The sequence below is a fragment of the Sphingobium chungbukense genome, from assembly GCF_001005725.1.
Classification (GTDB): Bacteria; Pseudomonadota; Alphaproteobacteria; order Sphingomonadales; family Sphingomonadaceae; genus Sphingobium; species Sphingobium chungbukense.
In genome coordinates this window covers 17,248-43,274 of sequence record NZ_LBIC01000003.1, presented here as the reverse complement: position 1 = coordinate 43,274, position 26,027 = coordinate 17,248, and the positions used below count along the sequence as shown (strand labels likewise).

Genomic DNA, 26,027 nt, shown 5'->3' with positions numbered 1-26,027 from the left:
GAGCGCGATGCTGGCGCTGCGGGCGCTGATCTCCGGGATCATCATCGCCATCGTCTCGGTGGTGTCGCGGCGCTATCCGGGGCTGGGCGCGCTGATCGCGTCGCTGCCGCTGATTTCGGTGCTGGGGATGATCTGGCTGTGGAACGACCGGCCCGACGCGGAGAATATGGCCCGCCATGCCGAGGCGACATTCTATTATGTCATCCCCTCCCTGCCGATGTTCCTGTTGATCCCGATGCTGCTGCGGCGGGGCGTTGGCTTTGGTCCTGCGCTGATCGCGGGTTGCGTGCTGACGATCCTGCTCTATCTCCTGACCGTTGCCATTGCCGCCCGGATGGGCATTCGTCTTTAGGGTGTTATCGATGACCAAAGTTACCGTCGCCGCGCTCCAGCTCGCCTTTTCCGACGACCGGGCGGACAATATCGCCATGGTCGCGGGCCATGTCGTGAAAGCCGCCGCGCGGGGCGCGAAGATCGTCCTGCCGCCCGAACTGTTCGAAGGCCCCTATTTCTGCAAGGTCGAGGATGAGGCGCTGTTCGCGGGCGCCCTGCCGCTCGACGAGCATCCCGCCGTGCAGGAAATGCGCAAGGTGGCGAAGGCGGAAGGCGTCTATATTCCGACCAGCTTCTTCGAGCGCGACGGGCATCATTATTACAACTCGCTCGCCATGATCGACGATGAGGGCGAGATCATGGGCGTCTATCGCAAGAGCCATATTCCCGACGGGCCGGGCTATGAGGAGAAATATTATTTCCGGCCCGGCAATACGGGCTTCAAGGTGTGGCCGACGAAGTTCGGCACCATCGGCGTCGGCATATGCTGGGACCAATGGTATCCCGAAACCGCCCGGGTGATGGCGCTGATGGGGGCGGAGATGCTGTTCTATCCGACGGCCATCGGTTCCGAGCCCTATGATGCGGACCTCGACACCAGCCGCATGTGGCGCCGCGCGATGATCGGCCATGCCGTCAGCAACTGCATGCCGGTAATCGCCGCGAACCGGATCGGCGAGGAGGACGGGCAGAAATTCTACGGCCACAGCTTCATTACCGACCAGTGGGGCGATTTCGCCGCGGAGGCCGATGCGAAGGACCATGGCGCGCTGGTCGCCACGCTGGACCTGGAGCAGGCCAGGACGCATCGCGCGGGCATGGGCTTCTTCCGCGACCGGCGGCCGGAACTTTATGCGCGGATCGCCCAAGATATCTGACAGGCAGCACATCTGATAAGCAGGACATCCGACGACAGGAGAGAGACGATGACCGTTGCCCGCCACTATATCATGCACGCGAAGGAAGGCATGGACGCGACGCTGGAAACCGCCCTGCGCGCGATAGCCGATGCGGTTCGCCCCCTGCCCGGCTGCGAAGGCGTGGAGATGCTGCGGGACCTAGGCAATGAACGCCGCTTCGTCCTCATCGAGCGATGGGCCGATGTCGACGCGCACAAGGCGGCGGGCGCGATGCTGGACAAGGGGCTGATCGCGCCGATGATGGCGGCGCTCGACGGACCGCCGGACGGGGCCTATCTCGACTATCTCATCCGCTGATCGCCAGCGCCCGGGCGAAGACCGCCTCGAACATCTCGGCCGTCAATCGCCCGCTATTCTGGTTGTAGCGCGAGCAGTGATAGCTATCGATCACGATCCGCCCGTCGGGCATGCGATGCTCGGCCAGATGGGCGAAGCGGGCCTTGGGCAGCTTGCCGCCCAGCGCCTTGACCGCCGACTGGTGGGCGATCTGGCCCAGGGCGATGAAGACGCGGGCGTGGGGCAAGGCGGCAACGGCCGGTTTCAGGAAAGCCCGGCAATTGCGGATTTCCTCCGGCAGCGGCTTGTTCTGCGGCGGCAGGCATTTGACCGCATTGACGATGATGATGTCGCGCAGCGTCAAGCCGTCATCGGGCCGGGCCTCGTAGGTTCCTTCCGTCAGGCCGAATTTGCCGAGCGTGGCGAACAGCAGGTCGCCGGCGAAATCGCCAGTAAAGGGGCGGCCGGTGCGGTTGGCGCCCTGCTTGCCGGGCGCGAGGCCGACGATCGCGATCCTGCCCATCGGATCGCCAAAGGACGGGACCGGCGCATTCCACCATCCGGGATGCTCGGCCCGGCACTCCGCGCGCAGGGCGACCAGGCGGGGGCAGAGCTGGCAATCATGGGGCGGCTCTGTATGCGGTATGGGGCTTTCCAGCGTCATGAGGACCCGATAGGCGCAGCATGATGGGGAAGACAAGCACTCGTCACCTTTATGCGCTTGCGCTGGGATCGAACCGGCCGCTGTCGGCACGACGCACGCCTGCACGGCTGCTGGGGGAGGCTGTGGCCGGGATCGCCGCCTTGGGAAACATCCGGGCGGTCGCTCCCCTGCTGACGACGCCGCCCATGGGGCCTTCCCGGCGGGTTTTCGCCAATGGCGCGCTGTTGCTGGAGAGCATCTTGCCGCCGGATGCGATGCTGCGGCGCTTGCAGGACATCGAAAGGCAATTGGGCCGGCGGCGGTTCCGGCGATGGGGGGCGCGGAGTGTCGATATCGACATCATCCTCTGGTCCGGAGGGCGCTGGAACAGCCGGTCGCTGCATATCCCCCATCCCGCTTTCCGGGAGCGCGCCTTCGTGCTGACACCGCTTGCCGGGATCGCGCCGGACTGGCGCGATCCCGTTTCCGGGCACTGCGTCCGGCATTTGCGGAGCCGCCTGCAAAAAGCGACACCAATAATGCGTTCAGGTGGTTGACCAGCCGCATCGTCGCCACTAGTGCGTGCGAACCTCAGGACATGAGGGCCCTTAGCTCAGTCGGTAGAGCAACTGACTTTTAATCAGTAGGTCGCTGGTTCGAATCCAGCAGGGCTCACCAACAGCATCGCCTCTCAGAAGATCGCAAACCCTAGCATTTCCGGGATTTTCGGGCCGCTTCGGCGGCTGCTGTTGCGATGACTGGCGTTGCCACATGGGAAGAATCCGGGACTACGCAGGACATGGAATGACAGGGATGGACGCCTGTTGTGCCCGAATTGTGCCCGTGAAATTTAGCCTGTCATCGCGCCGAATCTGTCGGATGGCATATGACACAGAAGCACAATCTCACCCCTACAATCGTGGAAGCCCTTCTCTCTGGCACTCTGAATGATCCGCGGACTCCAGGCTTGTATGTCGAGGCCCGAGCCGGGCGCGTTCGGGTAAGTCGGGTCTGGAAATATCGTCGCCGCATTCCTGGCAAGACATCCTTCTACAAAGCGACGCTTGGCTCATATCCGGCTCATAGCATCGCGGCTGCTCGAGAATGGGCTACTAGCCTTAATTCGAACATTGAGCAGGGTATCGATCCTGCCGAGGCGCAACGCATTCAGAAGGCCAACCATATGTTGGTCTCTGACGCGCATGCCCTCTACATCGCGCATGTCAAAACTGGAGCACTCCGCAAGTTGAAGCCCCGAACCATCAAGGAAAAGGAGTATATCTGGACGGCCTTCCTCAAGGACGCGCTTGGACAGCGGATCCTGCAGGAACTGACCGCTGACGACCTGTGGGTGTTGGTCTTGAAAAAGGGCAAATCGGCGCCTGTGCAAGCCAACCGGCTGGCAGCCGAATTGAAGGTGTTTATGAAATGGTGTGCCGGTAGGTCGGGCTGGGAAGCAGGTATCAGGCTGACAGAAAACAGGGCTGTGACGCTGGACGCCTACTATTTTCCGACCAAGCCCAAATCGCGTTTCCTATCCCATGATGAGTTGGGGCTGTTCCTCAGAGCTGTCGCTCAGGAGGAACGTTTCTATCTCAGAGCCTTACTTCTCATGCTTCTGACTGGATGCAGGAAGCTGGAGGTCGTTGAGGCACCTAGCGCCGAGATCGATGGTACGGTCTGGACTATACCTCCTGAACGCACAAAAAATTCCTGCGCCCACCGCATTCCGCTTGCTCCTTGGACGTTGTCTTTGACCCAGACCAATGAGGCTTGGCTTTTCCCTTCTGACCGCCTTGAGAACAGACCAATGAAATGGGGCTGGGATAAGGTGATCGCGCGCGTCCTCAAACGAATGAGTGAGATAGGTGAACGATCCATCCCCCGGTTCACCCTCCACGACCTGCGACGTACAATGCGTTCGAACACGAAGCGGCTAAAAATTGATGTGGAGACGGCCGAAGCTATGCTGAACCATAAGAAAAAGGGCCTTGAGGAGATATACGACGGGTATGATCTCTTCGAAGAAAAGAAGGATGGATTTGCCAGATGGGAACGTCTCATCGTCGATATTGCGATAAAAGTCGGCGTGACTGAGCCCCTCTTCATTCCCGATGAACTCACGGCCTTTGAGGCATAACATCACGCTAGTCTCTGTTACCACTTCCCCCCGAGAGAAAGGGTTGCTGACTGGTCGAGTTTATGACCGTCCACGAAGCTATGTCGGTTTTCAGGCTTGCCAGCGAACAATAGCCGCTGGCAAGCTTTTCTGCCGACGGGTGAAACGATGCATTTCCTGAGCCCTGTTCGTTCCTCCTGCCTTTTATTGAAGGCATCTTCCACGACGCGCACGACCTTTTGATGTAACAGAGTGACCCGTCCGCCTGTTAAATGCACGAAAATTATCCATGCAGCGCTCATGGACGCGGCAACCTGGGGCTCGATGATTGGCTGCAGGCAGGACATTGCTGCCGGTCATTGGCACCCCTCTCAACGTCTGATTACGCCAAGGCCGGTCATGCTATAACCCCGTATGCATTCGACGTATCGCATACTTTCAGTCAATCGAGGAGCGATTGTCATCTTGCTGGACAAGGCTGCGAGAACGAATAGTGTTGGGTGCGGGTCGGCCTACCTCACGCCGCCTAGGGGGAGATGAAGCCGCGTGGCGTTGGTACCGACAGCCAGTCAAATAACCGTGCCTGAGGTCCTTACAAAGTTCGGAGCCGAGTTTGAAGCGGTTGCGAACGCGGTGGAGAATGGCGAGTTCGCGCTGTGGGTTGGATCGGGGATTTCGCGCCGGGCGCCAAACCTCGGCAACTTGATCGAGAGCGCGTTCGATTATCTGCGCGAGGGCGCCATCGATCCGGCTCGAGCGGCGGCGTTTATGCCTGCGTTTGAGGAAGCGCTTGGACTGGCTGAGGTGCCGGCGGTGAGCGTCAAGGCCCAATATAGTAAGCCCCTTGCAACTTGGCCCGAGCACGACGCGATTATCGACCGTCTATGGAACAAATACTCCCGCGTCCTGGAGATTCCGATTGCCGGGCATCCGGCTGATTTCATCCTGTGGGACGCGATCGATATTAGAGCCGCCTTCGACAACCCTGAGCCCCCGGCTGCCGAACATCTCTGCATGGCAATCCTGATCATGGAGGGCGCCGTTCAGGCGATCGCCTCGGCCAATTGGGACGGGTTCATCGAGGCAGCGGTTGACCGTTTGAGTGGCGGCGTGCCGGGCTATCTGCAGGTGGTGGTCGATCCGGGTCAGCTGCGTGGTCCGGTTGGTCGCGCGCGGCTACTCAAATTTCACGGTTGTATCGTCCACGCGACACGCGAGCCGCTTGTCTTCCGGCGGTTTCTGACCGGTAGTCACACCCAGATTCAGGGCTGGCCAGAGGAGCCGGAATTCGCGGCGATGTGCCAAGCGGTGGTCACGCTCGCGACTTCGCACAAGACAATGGTTATGGGTCTTTCCATCCAGGATAATAATCTCCAGACGCTCTTCACGAGGGCAAGGGTAACCCACGCCTGGCCATGGCCGAGCGCGCCCGACGCTCCGGCGCATATCTTTTGCGAGGATCGCATCCAGCAGGGACAGCGTGACGTGCTGCGCTTGTCTTACGGTCAGGCCTATAATGACAATCCGGCTGCTGCGCAGGACGCCACGCTATTGCGGGCCTGGGGAGAGACGGTATTGATCGCGCTCGTGCTGAAGCTGCTGACGGACAAACTTGGACGGCTGATGGACCTGAGTCTGGCGCAATATGGCAAGGGCGCGATCGCTACGGCGCTCACACCTGCGCTGACCGCGCTTGAGCACGATATCGCCGCATTGGCGGTACCTGCTGCGGGAGAGAAGTGTCGGACCTCCTTCGTCAATCGAGGTATCAGCCTCTGGTCTAGGGCGCTGGCCTTGTTCCGGAATGGCGCCCTCCCCTCCAACCCTGAGTGCTATGAGGCACTGTGTAGCTCCACGCCCAATCTAATTGCGGCTGATCCCAACGCCTTGGGCATGGGGCTTGGCAAATTCGGCATTGCGTTGGCGCTCTTGCAGAACGGCAGCATGGACGGACTTTGGGAGTTGAAAGCACCGACGGTCGCCAGCCTCGAAGGCGGCGCGCTGGCGGCGCGTGCGCTGCACGCAGGCGGTATCGATCGCCCCGTCTTTGTCGTCAAATCGGCGACGGAAGCGATCACATTACAGAGCCAGGGCGCATTCGCGAACGACAATGCCGTCGTCATTCATGGCGACGATGCCTGGAGGCAAATGGGTGGCCTATCCGGTCCAACTGTGAGCCCGCGGCGTGTCAGCACGGCGCCAGGCCGGACCGGATCTCTGAGTAACACGCATGTAAGTCTTGGCGCCCTGCTCATGCGCTGCACCGATGCCGCAGAGCTACAACGGGAGTTTGTCGCGGAGATGATGCTGTGACGGTGCCGCTGGTCCAGGCTGTACGGGATCGTTTGCAGCTTGCTGGATATGTCGAGCTCGCAACCCCCTTCAAGATGGCTGGCGTCGATTTCGCGTTCACCGGCGCGATGCGCGGGCGCGGTGGGCGTGCGCTCGATCTCATCCTGTTCGTGGATACAAATACCGGCGATTTTGGCGATCGCGACGGTGCGCGCGTGCGGCAGCGCGTCGATGCCTTGAGCCGGGCGCTCGACGTAACTGGCTCTCGCTATGTCGTAACCGTGATCCTTGTCGGCGCCGTGCTCGCCGGGGGGATCGACGGTTTATCGGAGACGTGCCGGGTCCTCCATGTCGAGGGGATCGTGTTGGATGCAGAAGGGAAGCCGGATGGCGATCTGGCAAGCGAGCAGTTGGACGATCGTATCAGGGTGCTGCTGCCGTTGACACTGCCAGCGGCGGTTCCTGACGCATCTGACGGTAAGCCCGCCATGGATCAGTTGGAGCGGGTGCTACCCAAGGGGACGGAAAAGGCTCTTGTCGATGCGGTTATCGCGGCGTCGGCGAACGGCGAACAAGCGGTCACCGAAGCGGTCGCCAAGGTGATCAACGAGGCATTCAAGCCGGAGCCTAAGCCGACACCAGAGACGACACCGGACAACGGGGCCGATCCGCTATGAGCGAGCTTCTCCTCAAGAGTTTGGAGGTCAACAACTTCCGCAGCATTCGCGGTCTGGTTCATGCACCGCTCGATGCGAAGGTGGTGCTGGTCCATGGCGAGAATGGCGCCGGCAAGACCAGCCTATTGTCTGCGATCGAGCTAGCCCTAACCGGCCGGGTTCAAGCGCTGGAGCGCGCCGATCCGGCCTATGTGAAGCAGCTGCTGCATCGGTCCGCAAGCGAGGGAAGCGTGGCGGTCCAGACGTTGCGCGATGAGTTGGTGCACAGCTACAAATCGTTGCTCACACTCGACGGCGTGCAGTCCACCGCGGCGCTGGAGCTACCCAAGGCTAATTTCTTCAGAGAGCGCGCCTTTTTGCCGCAAGCGTTGCTTGGTCAGCTCCTTCAAATCTACCAGGAAGCGGGAAGTGACGCTGGTTCCCCGTTGGCCCAGTTCGTGGGTAATTTGCTCGGGCTCGATCGTCTTGACGCGCTCGAGGCTGGCCTCAAGCCACTGGCTGATGTGCGAAACGTTCGAAAGAATGTAGATAGTTGGCCCGAAGCCGAGAATGAGAAGTCTCGGCTCGATCGGCTAATCGCAGATCATGGTCGGGCGCGTCAGGGCATTCAGACGCAGATCGACACGGCCTTAAGCGAACTCCGCCAGATCGTCGCCGATTTAGCGCTCGAGCTCGTGGTGGGCGAAGCGAGCCTCGATGCGGCGGAGGCGGCCATACAGGACGAGGGCGACACCGGAGCCTTCGCTGATCTGTCGGATCAGCGGCGCAGATTAGGCGCGCTGAGTAGAGAGGTTGAGTCCGCGCAACTCAGCAGTGGGACGCTGCCGCCTGCCGCGCCGGAAGATGCAAATAATGCGAGCGAGAAATTCCAGAACTGGCAATATGACCATGGCGATCGGATCAACGCCTTCCGCGACCGGGTCCAAGGACTGTTTTCAGACCTGTCGCTGGAAAGTGATCCCCAGGTTGCGGCGCAGACGAGCTTTAAACGCCTTGGCACCGAGCAAAAGCAGCTCTCGCAACGGGTAAATCAAGCGCGCGCTGATCTTTCGCGACTGACCACGGCGCGGGATGAGCGGGTCGTTGCAGCTGGCCAGCGCGACACGATCGACGAAGAAGTCGGTCGCTTGTCGAGCAGCGCCGGCAGTCTTGGATCGGCATTGGCAGAGCTCACCGCGTTCATCACGGATGAAACCTGTCCGGTATGCGATCGCGATTTCGGGCAAGTGAGCGCGGTCCCCCTGAGTGAGCATGTCCATGTGAAGGTTCGAACCTTGTCGGCTTCGGCGGAGCGGTTGCTGACCTTGGGGCGAACGCGCGGCGAGGTGCAGGTGACGATCGAACGGCTCGACCGGGAGATCGAAATGATCGGTGCGCGTCAACTCGGCGAGGAAGCGCTGGCGGATTTGGATCGGCGGCTTGCGGCGGTTGAGGCGCTGACCTCGGAAGTCACCAGTCTCACCGAGGTTTTGGCAGAAGGCAGTCGGCTGCGCTCGCTCGATGTAGCCGCGCGACGGACGGTGAGCGAGACAAGATCCCGCGACGTAGCGTTGGAGTCGGCACGCCAGACGCTGAGCGACTTCGCACTGTCGATCGGGGCGGATCCGGTAACGGATGGCGAGACGTTCGAGGCAGGCTTCGCCCGGCTTGACGTTATGTTGAGTGACAAGGCCTCAGGGCTGGACATGAGGCTGGCGAAGCGCCGGCGCGGTGGCGACCTCATTGCGACCTTACGGTCGTTGCTCCAGCGTCGGCAGGAAGAGGACGCCCGCAGTAAAGTCGATTTCGCCGCGTGGCAGCGCCTTGAGAAACAGCTTGAGGCAGCTCAAGGGCTGCGCGACCAGGGCAACGGGATCCGCAACGCCGTCGACACGGTCCGCTCGGCGATCATCCGGCGGGAGTTCAACGATCGCTTGAACAAGGTGTGGCGCGATTTGTTCGTGCGACTCGCCCCAGGTGAGCCGTTCGTCCCTGCCTTTAGCATCCCTGAGGATTCTACGCAGAAGCTGCAGCCGAAGCTGATCACGCGACACCGCGACGGTGGCGATGCGGGCGGCACGCCGGGCGCAATGCTCAGCGCCGGCAATCTAAACACGGCGGCGCTGACTCTGTTCATCGCGCTCCATCTGTCCGTACCAAAGGAGCTTCCCTGGCTCATCCTCGATGATCCGGTCCAGTCGATGGACGATGTCCATATCGCGCATTTCGCGGCGCTGCTGCGGACCTTGTCCAAGGAGCATGGGCGGCAGGTGATGATCGCAGTGCACGACCGCCAGCTTTTCGAATATCTCAAGCTCGAGCTGAGCCCGGCGTTTGTCGACGACAGCTTGCTCACTTTGGAATTATCGCGCGGGCCGCGGCGAGACACGGTTTGTATTTCCCAGCGCCATTCATTCAAGGAAGAAACCGCACTGCTGGCAGCAGCTTAAGCGCTAGGGCTTGCAAGAGCTATGCTCACCAGATTTCCGCTGGCATTTTGCCCCCTCCACGGTCGCCATTCGGCGGTGTCTGAGATAGCGATTAGCCCTTCAATCCTTAGGTCGGAACAAAGCTAATGATGGTGGGTCGGCGACGGAAGCCGTTCTTTGAAATAGTACGGCTGCTCCGTGCGATTGAAGCGGATAGAGACGATTTTGCGTCGGTCAAAGCCCTAAATCTCCTCGTATTGAAGGAGATTATTCGCGCAGAGCGGAAGCAGGATGAGCATCGCGCTGCGCACAAGGAACTGTACCGGCAGTTGAAAACAGGTCGCGGATCGAAGGAAATCAGCAAGGCGCTCAGGACAAAGATCAAGCGCACAGCTGGGTTTATCGACCGGTACGCCAAGCAGATCTACATCTGGAAATGCTGTGGGGATGCGCTCGCGTTCCTCTATCTGGACAAGTTCGCGATCAAGCACGCCTACTATGACACGGACCGCTTCGTCGTAAAACGCGATGCAGGGATGATCCGTGGCAAAGAGGGATTGGCTGGCGAGTTAACATGCCTATTCAGTGCCCTTGAACATCGGGTGCCTGCAGTCCTTTCCGACATCACCAACACGATCCGCTATGGCGATGTTTGTCTGCTCGGTTCTTCCGATCCCGTGCCTATCGAGGTGAAAAGCAGCCCGAAGCAAAGTGGTCGAGGTAGGCGGCAGGCAGAGAAGATGGCAAAGCTGCGCAGCTTCTTGGAGACTGATCGTGCGGTCGGCTACCGAGGAGCGCCTGGTGAGACGAAGCGGCAAACGGTCACCCTCCCTGAGCGCACTAATGTCGAAGCGCTGAACGAGTGCATCGCTGAAGCCAAAAAGACAGGCTTTGCGATTTTTCGTCCGGAGCCGGGCATGGCATACGCGGTAATGGCTGGAGGGCGGACCGACTACGCAGCGATCTTTGAGCCACTCGCTCACGAACGGTGCGTTTTCTGGACCCTGAACAGCGACAAGAATGACTTTGCATGGGCGCCCTACACGCCTTTCATCCTCACCATCCACGAACCCCAGCACCTCTTAGATTTTATAGAGGGAAACATCTTTATCGTCGTCGCGGCTAGTATGGACGAGCTGTGCAAGCAGATGACCGCGCCCGGCTGGCAAATCGAGTTCGACCCAGCGAGCGATTATGCTCTTCATTGCGTTCACGAAGCCGGGGCCGTGGTTGGCATCTCTCAGCAGTTGGTCGCGCGTGTTGCGTATGAGTTCGTATCGCTGTCCTGGATCGCGGACAGCCAGAGAGAGGGTTTGGAGTCGTCCAGAGCGATGATGATGGATACCTACGGTCCGTTCCAACAGGTCGATGTCGAGCAGATGCACAGTTACATGTTTGGTGAGCGTCGTTGGCTTCGCAGCGATTCTGAGGTGCTATTTGTGCAAAAACCGTCTGCTAGACTAGAGAATGATGCCCAACCCAACTGACTAAATCCGCGACATCCTGCCGTTGGCGGCACGATTGGGAACGTCCGGTTACGCTGACACCGGTCGTTCGTGGATGCGCTTAACACCGGCGATCGCCTAGCGGTTCCTAGAGCGCATTCGATCCAGCAGTTGGTCATAGGTGCGGATGACGAGCTGCGGCGTTTCCATCTCCATGCGCCGGTATTCGAGCGCGGAGATCCGCGGATCGATGTGCTGTTTTTGACCGATAACGAGAATCATCCGCGGACGATAGAGATTAAGGCCATAGCGCTGCGCAATCCTCGTGCGATTGCCCTCTTCTTCGAAATAAGCCTCGTAGGTGCGCAGCTGTGCCTTGGCGCGATGGACGGTCGCGGTGAAATCCGGCCGATTCTTCATGTAGGATGTGATCTTGTGCTGCGGCCGCTTCAACTCGAGCAGGTCGCAAAAACCTCCCTGGTCGTGGGGTTCGAGCACGAAGTCGGGTATCAGATCGCCATGACCTGGTGTGCTGAGCACCATATGGGGATGAGCAGCCTTGTACTCGTCGCGGATCAGGAAATCGGGATAGGTTTCGAAGAAGCGTTGAAGATCGCGCTCCTTTGCCAGCGGACTGTTGATCAGCTCCTCGAACTCGTTGATCGCACCGCTAAGGAAGCGCCCGAAATGGGCGATGCGACTGAGAATCTGATGAGGATTGTTGTTGCCGTCGGCGAAGCGGTAGATCTCGTCATCTGCAAAGGCGAACAAACGCAGCGCGCCGTCGACGAGGCCGAGAGCGACCATGTCGCTGGCGCCTTGCGGCTCTCCGCGCGGAGCCCCGACCGCGCGGCGAAATTCGTTGGCGGCCGCGCGACGCGCCTGGCCTCCGGTGGTATAGTTACCCGGCTTTTCGTTACTCGATATGTTGCCATCCGGACCATAGAGGGCCCACCACCACTGCCGGTCGTCCATCTTTTCCGCGCGAAGCATGTAGCCGTGAAGCTCGGCGGTGCAATCGTCACTGAGATCGCCTTCCCACAGGGGCTCGTAGGGACCGCTCTCTCCGGCCATCGCCAGCACGTCGGCGCGCGTTTCGACCGCCCAGTCGGGCCAGCCTTCGGTCTTCTGGTCCTTGAGGGGGGCGACGAGCTTAGTATCGAGCGCGTGCTTCAGCAGCTCATTCGCCTCACGATACTGATCGACGATGACCGCCATTAGGCGATCCGCATCCGCTTTTTCGCCCGTGCGGACCAAGGTTCTCAGATGCAGCAGGACGACATCGACCTCCGCATAGATGTCCTGCTTCTGACGATTGATGCGGTCGCGCAGTTCTGGGGCAGCTTCCTTGATTGCCTTCACAAAAGTGCTGCGATGAGCAGATCCGTTCACCCCGACCCCGCATTCTGTTTCCCTTTACGCAAGATCGGACAGCATTCGCGCAAAGCAAGATAAAAAAGGCGGCCGGCTCGGCCGCGCTTCGGTCGGTACGCAGATCTTGCCGCGAATGCCCGCCCCGGCGGCGGGATGTGGCCCCTATGGGTGTCGCTCCAACAGGTTTGCCAAAACCAACGATGGCTTCCGGCCGGGCGCAATGCGCGGAATGAAAGGTAGATTCGGCGGGAGCGCCCCCAATGCGACGACAGCCGGACCGACACCGACTTGCCGATAGCCCTGTAGCGCCGGAGCCTTCGCGGGTGATTGGAATTCAGGCAGCAGGATGCCATCCACGTTCGGCCAATAGGACCGGACGTTCAGCGCAGACGTATTGAACGACCGGCATTGGTCGGACGGCAACCCGATGGAAATGGGAGCTATCTCCATATCTCGTATCCAAACAGGAAACTGGGGTATCGGCCACTTACTGACTGTTGCTAGGCATGAATTTGAGACCGATCATTTGGCTGATAGGCTAATCCAAGCCGGCGAATGGCAGGTGTGTCGGCGGTAGAAGGTGGTGGCGTTGCAAAACATCAAGGTGAACAATCTCGTCGAATTGAAGGAGTGCCTCGCCGCCTTCGGCAAGAATGTTCTATTCCGAGGTCAGACAGAACATTTTGGGACACCCGAACACCCATCTGCGACGACATCGTTTGATCGTCATGGCTGCATCCCCTCAGAAATGCTGCGGTGGAGCCGGTATGCCGACGAGGTGCTCGGGGCTTTCACAGGAGAGCACTCCAACCTGCCGCTGAGCCAAGCGATCCTGCAACACTACGGATTTAGGTCGTTCTACCTCGACTGTTCAGACCAACCTGCCGTGTCGGCATGGTTCGCTGGGAACCGGTATTCGGACGAACCAAGCGTGGAGCTCTGCGAGGACTGTGACGAGCGCCCCTTGTTTCTGCGCAAGAAAATGGCGAGCTACAATGCCGCTGATGGTGTCGGTCATCTCTATGTGCTCGATCGGGCGGCTTGCGAGAAAGTTGGCCTGACCGACCTAACCGCGATCGCCATCGAGGGCGCGCGAACGCGCGCCGGCGTCCAGAGTGCCCACCTCCTCGGACCGCTGCGGAATACACCACTACCGGTCGAGTGCTTCTTAGTGCATATCGAAGCGGATTGCGCTATTTTCCGCGAATTCGCGGCCGAAGCCGGCCTCGTCTCGACCGATAGCGTGTTCCCTCCGTCCACCTAGGACCCAATCTTGGACGCCCTACTCAGTCTTCCATGGATTCCGATACCAGGCATAGCCAATCCGGTGGGTGATATCCCGGCTTTCCGCCGCGGGATCGAACTGCCCGAATACGACAACAGTTTCGTCAAGATTGCCTCACCGGCGGTGGCGTTCTACCGCGGCGGAAAGGTCGAGGATTTCTTCGACGAGGTCGATGGTTTCTCCGGCGGGATTGGAGTCCAGGTCCCCGAAATCACAATGTTTGGGTCGCCAGATCGCGGTTTTCCTCGCATTTATCCCAATGTTCTAGCTATGTTGCAGAAGCACGGGGGTGCCATCTTCGAGGTCCCCATGCTGGTCAAGTTTCCTCAGCACGCTGGCGGCCTTTTCTACCAGAAGGGCCTCGCTCTCGACCTAGTCGGATCGGACCTCGTTCATGTGGGCGCTTTAATGGTGAGCCATCCTGGCCAAGAGATCGATGCCGCCGGTGTAACTCGCGGCTGGTTCCACCGTGTCGGCGAGGACGGCATCTGGCGGCGCGAACCACATAACGACGACTGCCCATGTGGGACCGACTGGCCGCACGAGCGGCATATGGCCTCGCTGTACATCGTGGAGCATCTTCTCGCCGAGCCAGCCGAGTTCGATGAATGACGGAACGCCAAACGGCCTTCCGTGTGGAGGCAAGCATTTCCGAAAAATGGCCTATCTGAAATCCCGCGTCTTGATCTTGATGCCTTCGGTCGGCTGGCCGGGTATAATGCCCGACCCCAGGCGCAGGTCCGGATCGAACATGTCGCGGGGCGCGCGCCCGAGCGGCCGGTTCGCCCGATCACGCGGATCGGGGGCCATGGGACTGCGCACGATATCGGCGCGCGCCACCTGATAGACGCTGGCCACATCCTCACGCCGGCCGACGCTGGCCAGCATCGGCGACAGGTCCTCAAGGCGCTGGGCGATGACGTGGATGACCTCGCCCTCCTTCTGGACCTGGCCGCGCACGCCCATCATGCTGGCGCCGAGTACGATGCGACGGCTGGCCTCGAACAGCTTGGGCCAGACGATGAGGTTGGCGACCTCGGTTTCGTCCTCGAGCGTGATGAACATCGTCCCCTTCGCCGATCCCGGCTTCTGCCGCAGCAGGACCAGGCCGGCGAGGTTGATCCATCGGCCGTCGCGGATGTCCTTGAGGGCGGCGCAGGTCACCATCTTGCGGGCGTTCAGCTCGTCGCGGAGAAAAGCGAGCGGGTGGGCGCGCAGCGACAGACCGACAGAGCGATAGTCCTCCACCACCTCCTCACCTTCTCCCATCTGGGCCAGCACCACCTCCGGCTCGATCGCCTCGGGTCGCAGCTTGCCCGCCCGATCGTCGGCGGCGGCGAACAGCGGCAGAGCCTCGGCACCCAGACCCTTCACCTCCCACAGGCCTGACCGGCGGGTGAGGTTCAGCGATCCGAAGCCGCGCGCATGGCCGATCCGGTCGAGGGCACGCCCGCTGACGACGGCGCGGCGCTGGATCTCCTCGACCGAGGTGAAGGGCTCGTCGCCCCGGGCAAGGACGATGGCGGCGCCGTCCTGGTTGCTGAGCTCGCGGGCGTAGCGCAGCCCGATACGGACGGCGAGATAGCGGCCGCCGGTCGGCTCGAGCGTGCAGTCCCATCGGCTGTGGTTCACGTCGATGGGGCGGACCTCGATGCCGTGGTTGCGCGCGTCCCGCACGATCTGGGCGATGGCGTAGAAGCCCATGGGCTGGGCGTTCAGCAAGGCGGCGCAGAACACGTCGGGGTGGTGGCACTTCATCCAGCTGGACGCATAAGCGATGAGGGCGAAGGAAGCGGCGTGGGATTCGGGGAAGCCGTAGCTGCCGAAGCCCTCGATCTGGCGGAAGGTCTGCTCGGCGAACTCGCGCTCGTACCCGCGCCCGATCATGCCGTCTATCAGCTTGTCCCGGAAGTGCGACACGCCGCCAGTGAGCTTGAAAGTGGCCATCGCCCGGCGGAGCAGATCGGCCTCCGACGGGGTGAAGCCGGCGCATTCGATGGCTACGCGCATCGCCTGCTCCTGGAAGAGCGGGACGCCCAGCGTCTTCTCCAGCACGCGCCGCAGCTCCTCGGTTGGATAGGTGACGGGCTCGAGCCCGGCCCTCCGCCGCCGATAGGGATGGACCATATCGCCTTGGATCGGACCGGGACGCACGATCGCCACTTGGATGACGAGATCGTAGAATTCGGTGGGCTTGTGGAGTGGCAGCGACGCCATCTGGGCGCGGGATTCGATCTGGAAGACGCCCAGCGTGTCGGCGCGCTGGATCATCCGAAAGGTCGCGGGATCGTCATGCGGGATGGACGCCAGGTCCATGGCGATGCCCTTGCCGTCCTCCAACAGATTGAAGGCACGGCGCATGCAGCCGAGCATGCCGAGGCCAAGGACGTCGACCTTCATGAAGCCGAGGGCGTCAATGTCATCCTTGTCCCATTCGATTATCTGGCGGTTGGCCATGGCCGCCGGCTCGATGGGGACCAGTTCATCCAGCCTTCCGAGGGTCAGGACGAACCCGCCCGGATGCTGGGAGGTGTGGCGCGGCGTGTTGATCAGCTGCTTCGCCAGCTCGAGCGTGAGCGCCAGCCGGCGATCGGCGGTGTCGAGGTTCAGTTCCTCAGCGTGCCTGGCCTCCACGCCCTCCCGGCTCCAGCCCCACACGGAGCTGGCCAGCCCGGCGACGACGTCCTCGGTCAGCCCCAACGCCTTGCCGACCTCGCGCACGGCGCCGCGGGCGCGAAAGCGGGAGATGACGGCGGTCAGCGCCGACCGTTCACGGCCATAGGTCTCGTAGATCCACTGGATCACCTCCTCTCGGCGCTCATGCTCGAAGTCGACGTCGATGTCGGGCGGCTCGCGCCGTTCGGCCGACACGAAGCGTTCGAAAAGCAGCTCTGACTTCACCGGATCGATGGAGGTGATGCCCAGCACGAAGCAGACGGCGCTGTTCGCCGCGCTCCCGCGCCCCTGGCAGAGGATGTCCTTCGACCGGGCGAAGGCGACGATCGAGTGGACCGTCAGGAAATAGGGGGCGTAGGCGAGGTCGCCGATCAGCTTCAGCTCATGCTCGAGCTGCTGGCGGACGTTGGCAGGCACGCCATCGGGATAGCGGCCGGGCGCCTTCTCCCAGGTCAGCCGCTCCAGCTCCTGCTGCGGCGTCAGCCCACTCTCCCCGATCTCGTCGGGATAGGTGTAGGTCAGCTGGCCAAGGTCGAAGGTGCAGCGCCGGGCGATCTCGACGCTCCGCCGCAGCGGTGCGACGTCGCCGAGATAACGGCGGAACAGCCGCTCCATCTCCTCTCCGCTCTTCATGTGCCGGTCGGCGAAGCGCTCGCGCCGCCGGCCCAGCGTGTCGACCGTGCACTTTTCCCTGATGCAGCTCACCACGTCCTGAAGCATCCGTCGGTCGGGGGAATGATAGAGCACATCGCCGGTCGCGACGGTCGGCACCTTGGCCTTCGCCGCCATGGTCGCCAGGTCGCGCAGGCGGATCGCATCCCTGGGGCGCCGACGGATGGACAGCGCCATATACGCCCGGTCGGCAAAGATGGCGGCGAGCCTGTCCAGTGCCTCCTCCGTCGCAGCGTCGGCGCGGTCCGGAACGAGGATGCCGATGACGCCCTCGGCCCAGTCCGCCACGTCGGACCAGTGCAGATGGCAGGCACCCTTGCCGGCGTTGCCCTTGCCGATGCTGAGCAACCGGCACAGCCGTGAATAGGCCTCACGGTCGGAGGGGTAGACGAGCAGCGACGTGCCGCAGACCAAGTCTAGCCGGCAGCCGACGATCGCACGCACGCCCGTGACCTTCTGCGCATCCCAGGCGCGGACCGCGCCGCCGAAGCTGTTGCGGTCGACCACGCCCAGCGCCGGCAGGCCGAGGACGGCGGCGGCGGAGAACAGCTCCTCCGGGCTGGACGCGCCGCGCAGGAAGGAGAAGTGCGTGGTCGCCTGCAGCTCGACATAGCCCACGCCGTCGAGGGGATCGTCGTCGGTCATGCGAAGGCGCCATGGATGAACCAGCGCATCGGGCCGGTAGCGGGATTCTCGCCGTCGCCCAGCCGGAACAGCCAGTAGCGTCCGCCCTTCTCGGTCTCGACCTGGAAATAGTCCCGGACGGCGAGCGGCGTGTCGGCCTCATGGCCCGCCTCACGCCACCATTCGCCATGCAGGCGCTCGGGCCCGTCGGCCTGGGTGATCCGGTAGCGACGGCCGCGCCAGACGAACATCGCCGGCGGGCTGTCGGGAAGCGCGGCCATCACGTCGACCCGCTCCGGCGGCTCGATCGTCCGCGCAGGACGGGGCAGATCGTCGGCCCACGCAATGGTGGCGGGCGCCGACATGGCAGGCGTCACTCCGACCTCCCGCTCGGGCATGGCGCTCTCGCGCGGGATGGCGCGATAGAGCGCCCGAGCCCCGAAACGGTTGGCCAGCGTGTCGACGATGGACGGCAGATCGGGGCCGCGCCGATCGCTCTGGAGGGTGGTGCCGATCTGGGTGGCGCCCATCGGCTGGACGAGGCTGGCGACCAGCGACATCGCCTCGATGCCGAGGCCGGGATCGACCGTCTCGATCTTCTGCGACAGCAGCTTCGTCATGTGCCGGACATCGCGGGTGGGCTTGGCCGTGCCGACACGCACGGCCGGCCGGTGACCGTCGACCCGCTCGAAGTGGAGGTCCAGCCGCCGCGCCCCGATGCCGCTCTTCGTCATGACTGCGGCGATGTCGGCGGACAGGTCGCCGATCACCTGTGCGATCGCGTCCGCCGTGCCGACGGGCTCCAGCAGCCCCCGCCGGACGCGGGGCATGTCGATAGGGAAGATTGGGTCGATGGGCTCGGGGATTTGGCCCATCGCCTGATCCAGCCGCTTGTAGAGCTGGCGGCCGAAGCGCTTGGCCAGCGGCGCGCGCGGGGCGGCGATCAGCTGCTCGATCCGCTCGAACCCCATGCGGCGCAGCTCGTCCGCGACGCCCGGTTCGATCCGGAGCGCGGCCACGGGCAGGATCGACATCGCCTTGCGGGTCTGCCCGGCTTCCACGATGTTCGGTCGTCTGGACGGCACGAAGCGGGCGACCGCATGGGCACAGCCCGCCGTGTCGGCGATCGCGCCCTGACAGGCCATGCCGGAGCCAGCGATGCGGCGCATGATGTCCTTGAGCAGCGGCACCTCGCCCTCGAAGAGATGGGCGCAGCCGGTGATGTCCATCCAGATTCCGTCGGGCGGATCCGGCGCGACCACGGGCGAATAGAGCCGCCCGGCCCAGAGCGCGAGGCGGCGCAGGCCTTCCAGATCGCCATCGGGATCGGCGTCCACCACCTCGATCTCGGGTGCCAGCGACCGGGCGCGCGTCACCGTCATGCCGGGGAGGATGCCGAGGCGGCGCGCGGCGCCATCCACGGCCGCGATCACGCGGCGGCCATGTTCGGGAAGCGCTGTGACGAGGGGAAGCGGCTCGCCCTCAGGCGGCGTGCCGGTCTTCCGCCTGACGCGGTCCGTGGGCCACGTCGGGAAGAAGACCGATGCGACCCGTCTCATCGCAGGCCTCCACCGTCCAGAGTTGGGGATCGCCGCCGCGGGCGCGCTCGAGTTCGAGCTGCCAGCGCGGACGGCCGAGGCTGGGAATGCCGAGCTGCTCGCTGGGCGCCGCCGTCACGCGCCACCGCGTCAGTGCCGCCGTGCCGCTGGCGACGTCGTCGATAGGCGCGGCGCGCCGGAACACGAATGCCGGAACGCCCGACTGCTCGGCAGCAAGCTGGAGGCGCCGGGACGCGGTGAGGGTCGTCTTCTTCAGCTCGCCGACCACGCCGCCGAGGCCCGCATGGCGCAGGCATTCCTCCATGGCGATGAGCACGTTCGTGTCGCTGCCAGCCTCGACATAGATCACCCTGTCGGGATCGAGCCCGGCCAGATGGAGGGCAGGAGCGAAAAGGTCGCGCCAGCGCAGGCACCAGAAGACCGGCCCCTCGCATCGCGCGAGGATGCCGGCCAGGAAGACGGTCGCGGCCGCATCGTCTGCAAGCTCGGGACTGCCCGCCACCTCGTGCAGCGCCCCGGTGGTGATCCCGCCGGCGGGCAGATGCCGGTCGATGGCCTCGATCCCGAACGGCAGGGCCGGATGCCGCGCGCACGCGCCCTCGATCAGCGCGATGCGCTCACGGAGATCGGCAAGGACGGCGGACTGGTTCATGGGACTCGGGATACGCGGCTCGTGGGGGATTCGTTCCCTATTCGTTCGCTCCAATCCGGGTCGGGAGTCAATGGCCTATCGTTCATGATCCGTTCCGTGGTAGAACAGGCCTTCGCCGAGTCCATCTGGAGCCTGTCCCATGTCGAGATTGCACACGGTCAGGGCTGGCCCCGCGGATATCGCGGCTCATTTCGGCATCGACCCCGTGCAGCAGGTTTATATCCCCGACGAGACGGTCGAGGGGCTGCCTGGGCTGATCGTCTTCGAGAAGGGCGGGAAGCGGATCCTCAAGTCGGTCACCTGGGGATTCCCGCGACTGACGAGTGAGATGCGCGAGCATGGCGAGGATCCGGGCCGCGTCGGTATGGTCGCCGATCTCACCAACCCGATGTGGGATCAGATTGTGGTCGAGCCGCGCTACCGCTGCCTGATCGTCCTGACGCACTTCGCCAATCCGGCCGGCGAGAAGGGTGCGAAGACGCGCACCTGGTTCTCGCTGAAGAACGAGCCGATCATGGCCTGGGCCGGCTTCTGCCGGAACCTGCCCGGCGAGGGGCCGGTCTATGCCGGCATGACGATGGAGGCGAACGACGTCATCCCGCCGACGAATGACCGCATGCCCGTCCTGCTGAACCCCCATGAATATGACGAGTGGCTGCGTGGCAGCATCCAGGACGTCATCCGCTTCCAGTACCGGCCGCCGTTCCCGGGGGAGCGGATGGTCGTGCAGCCGACCAAGGATCTGTGGCGGAGCGGATCGCCACCGCCGGATGCGGCGCGGCAGATGGCGATGATCTGATCGGGACCAGTTGAGATCAGGGTCGATCCGCCGGTTACGCCAGAATCGTGTTCGCGATCGTCTCGGACAATCGGTCGACGCGGGACGCGAATGCAGGCTGGTCGCCGAGCCACGCGAGTGACGCCATCAAGGCGAACAGGTCGATGCCATCGATGTCGGTCCTGGCTGCTCCCGCCTCCTGCGCACGCTCCAGCAGGAGCGCGCCAGCCGAACGGACTGCCGTGCAAGAGGCATGAAGGGCGGAATCATGATCGTCCAGCGCTGACGCCATGAGATCGACCACGCCGCCGAAGGTGCGCGTGAACGCCACCCCCTCCCGGAACCAGGTTGCGAGCGCATCGGCCGGAGAGGTCGTCGCCTGCAGCTGCTTCGCCTTCTCCGTCAGTGCATCGAGGTCGGTGCTCAGCAGTGCCTCGAGCAATGCTTCGCGCGTGGGGAAGTGGCGATAGAGCGTGCCCATGCCGACTTCCGCACGGCGGGCGATGTCCCGCAGCGAGGCGTCCGCTCCATGCTCGATTACCGCCTCCCGCGCGATCGCGAGAAGGCGGTCGTAATTCTTTTTGGCGTCTGCGCGCATGACGATCCTTGAAAAACGGAGCACCGCTCCGAATATATGGAGCACTGCTCCGATATAGGGTGCAGATGCAATGGAAGGAACCCATATGTCTACGAAACTTGATCTGTCCGACGAGTTCGCTGGCCGGCGTGCGCTGGTGACCGGCGGCACGCGCGGGATCGGTGCGGCGATCGCGCAGCGACTGCTCGATGCCGGGGCGCGCGTCGTGGTCGTCGGCCGCTCGCCCACGGACACCACGCCCACAGGAGCGACGTTCGTCGCGGGCGATCTGCTCACCGAAGCTGGAACGAGAAATGCCGCAGCCCAGGCGCTCGAGGTCCTTGGTGGCCTCGACATACTGATCAACAATGCCGGGGGGTCGAAGGCCTTCCTGGGCGGCTCGGAGTCGATCCCTGACGAGGAGTGGCAGCGGGACATCGCCCTCAACCTGCTGGCGGCCGTGCGCATGACCAATGCGGTTCTACCCACGCTACGGGCGTCGAGCGCCCCGTCCATCGTCAACATCTCCTCGACGGCAGCGACGATCGCATTTCCATTTGACGTACACTACGGCGCCGCGAAGGCCGCGCTGGACTATTACTCCCGCACCCTGGCAGTGGAACTGGGCGAGAGCGGCATACGCGTGAACGTGGTGACGCCCGGGCCGATCTCGACTCCCAACTCGGACGAACTTCGCAAGCAGTTTCCCATCAAGGACGATGAGTGGAAAAACTATGTGCCACTGGGCCGCATCGGCGGGACGGAGGATATAGCAGAAGTGGTTGCGCTACTGGCATCGGAAAGGGGCAAATTCCTGACCGGCGTAAATTACCGGGTGGACGGGGGCATGACGGCGCGTTGACGCGACGAACGTGCGCCGCTGCTCCCCACAGAGGGGCAGTGGCGCCGCGTCCTGCGTGCGCGGCCGCGAGCCCAGCCCGGAAGGGCAAGCCCTTCGGCATTGCCGCTTAAGATTAGCTCGTCTTCAGCTTGCCCTTGACCGCCTCGACCTTCGACACGTCCCATTCCTGCTTCAGGATGTCGGCCATGTGCCGCTCCAGCCGCTCAGCGATCACAGCGTGCTGCGCCTTGCTATTGGGCCCCGCCTGGTCAAGCGCATCGAGGTCGTTGTGGATCTGGCGGTCCTTTTCGTGCTTGTCGATACCGGTAGGCGCCGGCCCCCGTCCCGCCGGATTCAATCGCAAGCGGACACCGCTCCTGAGTTGGTCCACCTTCTGCCATATCACTTCCTCGTCCCTGGCTGACGCCCGGAGCAGCGCGGTCAGTTCGGTCACGACCTCCCTCAATTCCGAACGCCACTTCGCCCGCTCGGCCGTGACCGTCTGGACCAAGACCGTCTTAGCGTTCGTATCGATTGCGGCACTTGCCGAGATGCTTGCGACGTCCAGCGCGTTCCGGCGGGCACTCGTTTCGGCGCGGCGTGCCTTCAGATAGCCAAAGATTGCCGTCAGGATCACCCCCCCAGCAGTCATGATCGTTCCGAGCGTTTTGTCGAACGTCAGCGACGAGACCAGCCCCGCTGCTGCTACGATAGACGACACAACAACCGTCAGGTCCGAACGGTCAAATTCCACGGCCATGCATGCCCCTTCCAATGCTCCAGCGCCATCCAATATAGGTTCGCCACGAGCGGCTGACATCAGGCAGCTCGCCAGTGACGTGATGGATCGATGATGAGGCGCAATTCGTGATGCCGGATGACAAGAAACGGTCCATGGAGCTGAGATTTACAATGACCCGAGCGCCGGGGAAGCCATGGATCATCTGGCCTTGGTCGCCGCACATTCCCACCATGTATTTTCTCGACATCAATGCGATGGACGTGATCAAGAAGTCGGCGAACAACCGGCCTCTCGACGCCCGCAAAGTCGCGCTGCTTGCAAGGCTTCGCGACATCGACCGGCCAGGCAACAAGGTTTCCTGCCTGCTCGCCCTGATGGAGAAGGTGAACGATCGAAGGGGTGCGCTTTCAGATACCCAGCTAAGAGCGGAGATCCAAAAAGACGTGGCTTTGGTTCGCAGCTTTTTCGCCAACGCTAAGCCCGGCGATCCCGACACCTTCCATCTCGATTACTTCGATGCGGCCAGGGGCCTGTTGGTCGAACAGGACGAGCCAAACTACGTCAGCTTCCTGAAGGCGGCGAACGACATCCACCGGCTTGCTTCCATCGTCTCGCCGAGGAAGCGCTTCGACAAGGCCAAGCAAGTGATCTCGACCGCAGACGCACTGGGCATACACAAGGTGCACCCACTCGTGGTTCTCTGCCTAGCCTGCATCTACGGGAATCCGGATGCGCGGAAGGTAATGAAGTTCAAGGCCGATCCACAGGATTACGAGGTGGAGAACGTGCTGGCGGACGTCATGACGATCGGCAGATTCCTCGGTCATCAGATCGAGCTGGAGAAGCTGGGAGCTCAAGGCGAGTCGAGTGTGCGGCGCGTCGAATACATCACCGATGACGCGGGATTGGCAGCGGTCCTAAGGTGCTACCGCGGTAGCTCGATCAGCTATGCCGATCTCGAAACTCATCAGCAGATCCGAACAACCGGCAGGATGGAATTCGCGGACCTCCTTACCGAAATCAGCCATGCAGGCGGGCCGCTTGCCGACCCTGATGATCTGGCGTCTGCTGGTCCAAGCGAATACGCCCGCATCTGCAAACTTCTACTCGCAGCACCGCCGCGATAGAACGACGAGCAGTAACGTCGACCATCGATCGCTGACGCAAGAGCCACTCTGCCGGCACCGGTGAGCATCCTCCATTTGCCATAAGGCAACAACTATCATTTTTAAGCGGACGCCGGCATACCCGCACTATGAATATGCCCCGCAATCATCATTACATTCCGCAGTTCTGGCTGAAGCGTTTTTCGCATGACGGTAAATCGAAGTTAGTCTGGTCCTACGATTGGGAGTCCGACAAGATCGACGAACGGTCCGTAGCGATGCTGATGGCTCAATATGATCTTTATACGCAATCGACGGCAGCAGGCCCCGACGTAAGTCTTGAAACTGGCGAAATGGGCATTGTCGACAATCAAGGGGCGGAGCTGTTTCGCCGCATTGATAATGGTGATCGAAGTCTGGAACTTCGAGAGAATATGGCGGATTTCTTTTCTGTTATGGCATTGCGCCACCCCAGTACGGTAAATCGTTACCCCTCAGCCGCAGCCGGGCTTATCCTGAACATCCAAGAATCCTTGGAGGTGGCAAATCAGTGCGGCGATTTCATCAATTACATGGCGTCACTCGGCGTACCTGACTTTTCAATTTCACCTGCGGAGTTTGCGCAGCTGAAGGCCGCGACCCCACAAGCACGTGATCTCATTTTCGGAAGGCTATTTGATTCGCTCCTTGCGACGGGCGGCGATCCGAACATGCCGTTTTCCGATGTAATCACAGATCAATCCGGGCGCGAGATTTTGAAGAAGCGCTTGCTGAATATGAAATGGGTTCTACGCCGATCGAAGGGAGCCGACCTTGTGATCGGTGACACCGGCATCGTATTCGAGCGTGGTGAGAGTGATCTGGGTTGGAAGATTGTTTTGTCGCCGGACCTCGCGCTTTTGATTACCAAGTCTGATTGGCCGGTTCCATCTCTCATCGAAGATGGAACATTCGAGTCATGGGAAGTAAGCAGTATCAATGTCGAAACTGCTGCTCGATCACGGCGCTTACTAGTAGGCGGAAGCAAAAGCGCCGTAGCAGCGATTGCTCAGCACCTCAGAGGGGGATAAGCTCGGCGCCATGTGCAACCTTTATACACAGCGGTTGAGCGCGGCAGAGGTCGCCGCCCATTTCGGCGTCGAAAATCCGGTAGCATCCAATGCCGGAGACGAGGTCTACCCTGGCGCACCCAGCGTCGTCGTACGGGAGGAAGCAGGCGCCAGACTCATGCAGTCCATGACATGGGGCTTTCCGGTACGGCTGAAAACCATGGCGCCCACCTCAAAGCCAAAACCGGTCAACAACGTCGCAGACCTTACGAAGCCAATGTGGAAGGGGATCACGGGCAAGCCGCACCTGCGCTGCCTGATTCCTCTGACGGCATTTGCAGAGGCAGAGGGTCCGCAGGGAGCGAAGACGCGGACCTGGTTCAATATGATCGGAAAGCCGATCTTCGCGTGGGCCGGTTTCTGGCGTGAAAGCGCTGAATGGGGACCCGTATTTACGGGCCTCATGACCGACAGCAACGACGCCATTTGCCCCGTCCATGACCGTATGCCCGTGCTGCTTCACGAGCAGGAATATGGCGACTGGCTCCATGGCTCCTTTGACGACGTGCAGGCGTTCCAGAATCGGACGTTCCCAAGCGAACTTATCGCGATGACGCGCACAGATGAGCTATGGGTGAAACGCAAGCCGACGGCAGGCCAGCAGACACTCCTTTAAGAGCAACGAAAAATCAGAACAGCGCAGGCTGAAGCGGAATCATGGCTTCATAAGCGAGGTGGCCATCGATCTCGACGCGCACACGATAAACGCCATCATCGAAATGGTGCTGGTAGATCCATCGCCCTTCGGCTGGCGTGGCCTGCAGGTCCGCATCCGCAAAGCGAGCGACCTCCGCTCCCCATTGGTTCCAGACAGACATTGAGATGGCGACGCCGCGACCATCGAAACGGCGGTTCATTGGTAAGCGGTCAAAATCCCCCACATTTTCAGAAGCTCCGAGGTTGGTAGTTTCGTCGCAAT

Annotated in this window: 24 protein-coding genes and 1 tRNA gene; 17 read left to right on the top strand and 8 right to left on the bottom strand. The window is 62.0% G+C overall.

Annotated elements, in window-relative coordinates:
- Positions 1–7 precede the first annotated feature (7 nt).
- From YP76_RS06140 to YP76_RS06130, 3 genes are read left to right on the top strand one after another with little or no spacing between them, the layout of a single operon-like run.
- A complete protein-coding gene (locus YP76_RS06140; protein ID WP_084733087.1) occupies positions 8–352 on the top strand; it encodes a DUF3147 family protein in 345 nt (114 codons plus the stop codon).
- 10 nt (positions 353–362) lie between these two features.
- Positions 363–1,211, top strand: coding sequence for an N-carbamoylputrescine amidase (gene aguB / locus YP76_RS06135; protein WP_046762742.1), 849 nt, complete (start codon positions 363–365; stop codon positions 1,209–1,211).
- Positions 1,212–1,259: 48 nt separating this feature from the next.
- Positions 1,260–1,550, top strand: coding sequence for a putative quinol monooxygenase (locus tag YP76_RS06130; RefSeq protein ID WP_046762741.1), 291 nt, complete (start codon positions 1,260–1,262; stop codon positions 1,548–1,550).
- Here the strand turns inward: YP76_RS06130 and YP76_RS06125 are convergent.
- Entirely contained in the window at positions 1,540–2,193 is a 654-nt protein-coding gene (locus tag YP76_RS06125) for a uracil-DNA glycosylase (RefSeq protein ID WP_046762740.1), read from the bottom strand. The genes YP76_RS06130 and YP76_RS06125 overlap by 11 nt on opposite strands.
- 23 nt (positions 2,194–2,216) lie before the next feature.
- Here YP76_RS06125 and folK point away from each other — a divergent pair, with 23 nt between their 5' ends.
- From folK to YP76_RS26515, 7 genes are all read left to right on the top strand, one after another.
- Complete coding sequence (folK, locus tag YP76_RS06120) at positions 2,217–2,729, top strand: 2-amino-4-hydroxy-6-hydroxymethyldihydropteridine diphosphokinase (RefSeq protein WP_046763247.1); 513 nt, start codon at positions 2,217–2,219, stop codon at positions 2,727–2,729.
- A 45-nt stretch (positions 2,730–2,774) separates the two neighbouring features.
- Positions 2,775–2,850 (top strand) — tRNA-Lys (locus YP76_RS06115).
- Positions 2,851–3,058: 208 nt separating this feature from the next.
- Positions 3,059–4,312 (top strand): tyrosine-type recombinase/integrase, encoded by a 1,254-nt coding sequence (locus YP76_RS06110; RefSeq protein WP_046762739.1) that lies wholly within the window; start codon positions 3,059–3,061, stop codon positions 4,310–4,312.
- Between the two features lie 525 nt (positions 4,313–4,837).
- Positions 4,838–6,604 carry an SIR2 family protein gene (locus YP76_RS06100; protein WP_046762737.1) on the top strand — a complete coding sequence of 589 codons (1,767 nt, stop codon included), beginning with the start codon at positions 4,838–4,840 and terminating at the stop codon, positions 6,602–6,604.
- A complete protein-coding gene (locus tag YP76_RS06095; RefSeq protein WP_046762736.1) occupies positions 6,601–7,260 on the top strand; it encodes a hypothetical protein in 660 nt (219 codons plus the stop codon). The genes YP76_RS06100 and YP76_RS06095 overlap by 4 nt, the downstream gene beginning before the upstream one ends.
- Positions 7,257–9,689 carry an AAA family ATPase gene (locus YP76_RS06090; RefSeq protein WP_046762735.1) on the top strand — a complete coding sequence of 811 codons (2,433 nt, stop codon included), beginning with the start codon at positions 7,257–7,259 and terminating at the stop codon, positions 9,687–9,689. Before YP76_RS06095 ends, YP76_RS06090 begins: the two co-directional genes overlap by 4 nt.
- Positions 9,690–9,814: 125 nt before the next feature.
- Complete coding sequence (locus tag YP76_RS26515; RefSeq protein ID WP_052757330.1) at positions 9,815–11,155, top strand: hypothetical protein; 1,341 nt, start codon at positions 9,815–9,817, stop codon at positions 11,153–11,155.
- Between the two features lie 96 nt (positions 11,156–11,251).
- Here the strand turns inward: YP76_RS26515 and YP76_RS06080 are convergent, their stop codons facing one another.
- Positions 11,252–12,475: a DUF7674 family protein gene (locus YP76_RS06080; protein ID WP_046762734.1), complete on the bottom strand. Its 1,224-nt coding sequence runs from the start codon at positions 12,473–12,475 to the stop codon at positions 11,252–11,254.
- A gap of 601 nt (positions 12,476–13,076) precedes the next feature.
- Here YP76_RS06080 and YP76_RS26510 point away from each other — a divergent pair.
- Positions 13,077–13,751, top strand: coding sequence for an FRG domain-containing protein (locus tag YP76_RS26510; protein WP_198147438.1), 675 nt, complete (start codon positions 13,077–13,079; stop codon positions 13,749–13,751).
- A 9-nt stretch (positions 13,752–13,760) separates the two neighbouring features.
- On the top strand, positions 13,761–14,384 hold the full coding sequence (locus YP76_RS26505) for a hypothetical protein (RefSeq protein WP_157035684.1): 624 nt from the start codon (positions 13,761–13,763) through the stop codon (positions 14,382–14,384).
- A 51-nt stretch (positions 14,385–14,435) separates the two neighbouring features.
- Here YP76_RS26505 and YP76_RS06070 read toward each other — a convergent pair whose 3' ends face one another.
- The 3 genes from YP76_RS06070 to YP76_RS06060 are packed head-to-tail and all read right to left on the bottom strand — an operon-like array spanning position 14,436 to position 19,955.
- Positions 14,436–17,765: an error-prone DNA polymerase gene (locus YP76_RS06070; protein ID WP_046762733.1), complete on the bottom strand. Its 3,330-nt coding sequence runs from the start codon at positions 17,763–17,765 to the stop codon at positions 14,436–14,438.
- Positions 17,762–19,303 (bottom strand): DUF6504 family protein, encoded by a 1,542-nt coding sequence (locus tag YP76_RS06065; protein ID WP_084733058.1) that lies wholly within the window; start codon positions 19,301–19,303, stop codon positions 17,762–17,764. Before YP76_RS06065 ends, YP76_RS06070 begins: the two co-directional genes overlap by 4 nt.
- The gene (locus YP76_RS06060) at positions 19,227–19,955 is read right to left on the bottom strand and encodes an ImuA family protein (RefSeq protein ID WP_046762732.1); all 729 of its coding nucleotides are present in this window, start codon (positions 19,953–19,955) and stop codon (positions 19,227–19,229) included. The genes YP76_RS06065 and YP76_RS06060 overlap by 77 nt, the downstream gene beginning before the upstream one ends.
- 139 nt (positions 19,956–20,094) lie before the next feature.
- On the opposite strand from YP76_RS06060, the gene YP76_RS06055 reads away from it, so the two are divergent.
- On the top strand, positions 20,095–20,754 hold the full coding sequence (locus YP76_RS06055) for an SOS response-associated peptidase family protein (RefSeq protein WP_046762731.1): 660 nt from the start codon (positions 20,095–20,097) through the stop codon (positions 20,752–20,754).
- Between the two features lie 34 nt (positions 20,755–20,788).
- Here the strand turns inward: YP76_RS06055 and YP76_RS06050 are convergent, their stop codons facing one another.
- Positions 20,789–21,331, bottom strand: a complete 543-nt coding sequence (locus tag YP76_RS06050; RefSeq protein ID WP_046762730.1) for a TetR/AcrR family transcriptional regulator — start codon at positions 21,329–21,331, stop codon at positions 20,789–20,791.
- A gap of 85 nt (positions 21,332–21,416) precedes the next feature.
- On the opposite strand from YP76_RS06050, the gene YP76_RS06045 reads away from it, so the two are divergent.
- Positions 21,417–22,172 (top strand): oxidoreductase, encoded by a 756-nt coding sequence (locus YP76_RS06045; protein WP_046762729.1) that lies wholly within the window; start codon positions 21,417–21,419, stop codon positions 22,170–22,172.
- Positions 22,173–22,284: 112 nt separating this feature from the next.
- Here the strand turns inward: YP76_RS06045 and YP76_RS06040 are convergent, their stop codons facing one another.
- Complete coding sequence (locus YP76_RS06040; protein WP_046762728.1) at positions 22,285–22,911, bottom strand: hypothetical protein; 627 nt, start codon at positions 22,909–22,911, stop codon at positions 22,285–22,287.
- Between the two features lie 110 nt (positions 22,912–23,021).
- Here YP76_RS06040 and YP76_RS06035 point away from each other — a divergent pair, with 110 nt between their 5' ends.
- From YP76_RS06035 to YP76_RS06025, 3 genes are all read left to right on the top strand, one after another.
- Positions 23,022–24,020 (top strand): hypothetical protein, encoded by a 999-nt coding sequence (locus tag YP76_RS06035; RefSeq protein ID WP_232307467.1) that lies wholly within the window; start codon positions 23,022–23,024, stop codon positions 24,018–24,020.
- A gap of 128 nt (positions 24,021–24,148) precedes the next feature.
- Positions 24,149–25,069, top strand: coding sequence for a DUF4238 domain-containing protein (locus YP76_RS06030; RefSeq protein WP_046762727.1), 921 nt, complete (start codon positions 24,149–24,151; stop codon positions 25,067–25,069).
- 10 nt (positions 25,070–25,079) lie between these two features.
- Positions 25,080–25,724, top strand: a complete 645-nt coding sequence (locus tag YP76_RS06025; RefSeq protein ID WP_046762726.1) for an SOS response-associated peptidase — start codon at positions 25,080–25,082, stop codon at positions 25,722–25,724.
- A gap of 13 nt (positions 25,725–25,737) precedes the next feature.
- On the opposite strand, the gene YP76_RS06020 is transcribed toward YP76_RS06025, so the two are convergent.
- Positions 25,738–25,965, bottom strand: coding sequence for a hypothetical protein (locus tag YP76_RS06020; protein ID WP_046762725.1), 228 nt, complete (start codon positions 25,963–25,965; stop codon positions 25,738–25,740).
- Positions 25,966–26,027: the final 62 nt, after the last annotated feature.

What these genes read in the sequence shown, in the direction of transcription:
- YP76_RS06060 (WP_046762732.1), bottom strand. Translation starts at nt 19,955, where the DNA reads ATGAACCAGTCCGCCGTCCTTGCCGATCTCCGTGAGCGCATCGCGCTG.
- YP76_RS06110 (WP_046762739.1), top strand. Translation starts at nt 3,059, where the DNA reads ATGACACAGAAGCACAATCTCACCCCTACAATCGTGGAAGCCCTTCTC.
- YP76_RS06140 (WP_084733087.1), top strand. Translation starts at nt 8, where the DNA reads ATGCTGGCGCTGCGGGCGCTGATCTCCGGGATCATCATCGCCATCGTC.
- YP76_RS06035 (WP_232307467.1), top strand. Translation starts at nt 23,022, where the DNA reads ATGCCGGATGACAAGAAACGGTCCATGGAGCTGAGATTTACAATGACC.
- YP76_RS06045 (WP_046762729.1), top strand. Translation starts at nt 21,417, where the DNA reads ATGTCTACGAAACTTGATCTGTCCGACGAGTTCGCTGGCCGGCGTGCG.
- YP76_RS06020 (WP_046762725.1), bottom strand. Translation starts at nt 25,965, where the DNA reads ATGAACCGCCGTTTCGATGGTCGCGGCGTCGCCATCTCAATGTCTGTC.
- YP76_RS06040 (WP_046762728.1), bottom strand. Translation starts at nt 22,911, where the DNA reads ATGGCCGTGGAATTTGACCGTTCGGACCTGACGGTTGTTGTGTCGTCT.
- YP76_RS06090 (WP_046762735.1), top strand. Translation starts at nt 7,257, where the DNA reads ATGAGCGAGCTTCTCCTCAAGAGTTTGGAGGTCAACAACTTCCGCAGC.
- YP76_RS06050 (WP_046762730.1), bottom strand. Translation starts at nt 21,331, where the DNA reads ATGCGCGCAGACGCCAAAAAGAATTACGACCGCCTTCTCGCGATCGCG.
- YP76_RS06130 (WP_046762741.1), top strand. Translation starts at nt 1,260, where the DNA reads ATGACCGTTGCCCGCCACTATATCATGCACGCGAAGGAAGGCATGGAC.
- YP76_RS26515 (WP_052757330.1), top strand. Translation starts at nt 9,815, where the DNA reads ATGATGGTGGGTCGGCGACGGAAGCCGTTCTTTGAAATAGTACGGCTG.
- YP76_RS06070 (WP_046762733.1), bottom strand. Translation starts at nt 17,765, where the DNA reads ATGACCGACGACGATCCCCTCGACGGCGTGGGCTATGTCGAGCTGCAG.
- aguB (WP_046762742.1), top strand. Translation starts at nt 363, where the DNA reads ATGACCAAAGTTACCGTCGCCGCGCTCCAGCTCGCCTTTTCCGACGAC.
- folK (WP_046763247.1), top strand. Translation starts at nt 2,217, where the DNA reads ATGGGGAAGACAAGCACTCGTCACCTTTATGCGCTTGCGCTGGGATCG.
- YP76_RS06055 (WP_046762731.1), top strand. Translation starts at nt 20,095, where the DNA reads ATGTCGAGATTGCACACGGTCAGGGCTGGCCCCGCGGATATCGCGGCT.
- YP76_RS06065 (WP_084733058.1), bottom strand. Translation starts at nt 19,303, where the DNA reads ATGAGACGGGTCGCATCGGTCTTCTTCCCGACGTGGCCCACGGACCGC.
- YP76_RS06030 (WP_046762727.1), top strand. Translation starts at nt 24,149, where the DNA reads ATGAATATGCCCCGCAATCATCATTACATTCCGCAGTTCTGGCTGAAG.
- YP76_RS06125 (WP_046762740.1), bottom strand. Translation starts at nt 2,193, where the DNA reads ATGACGCTGGAAAGCCCCATACCGCATACAGAGCCGCCCCATGATTGC.
- YP76_RS06025 (WP_046762726.1), top strand. Translation starts at nt 25,080, where the DNA reads ATGTGCAACCTTTATACACAGCGGTTGAGCGCGGCAGAGGTCGCCGCC.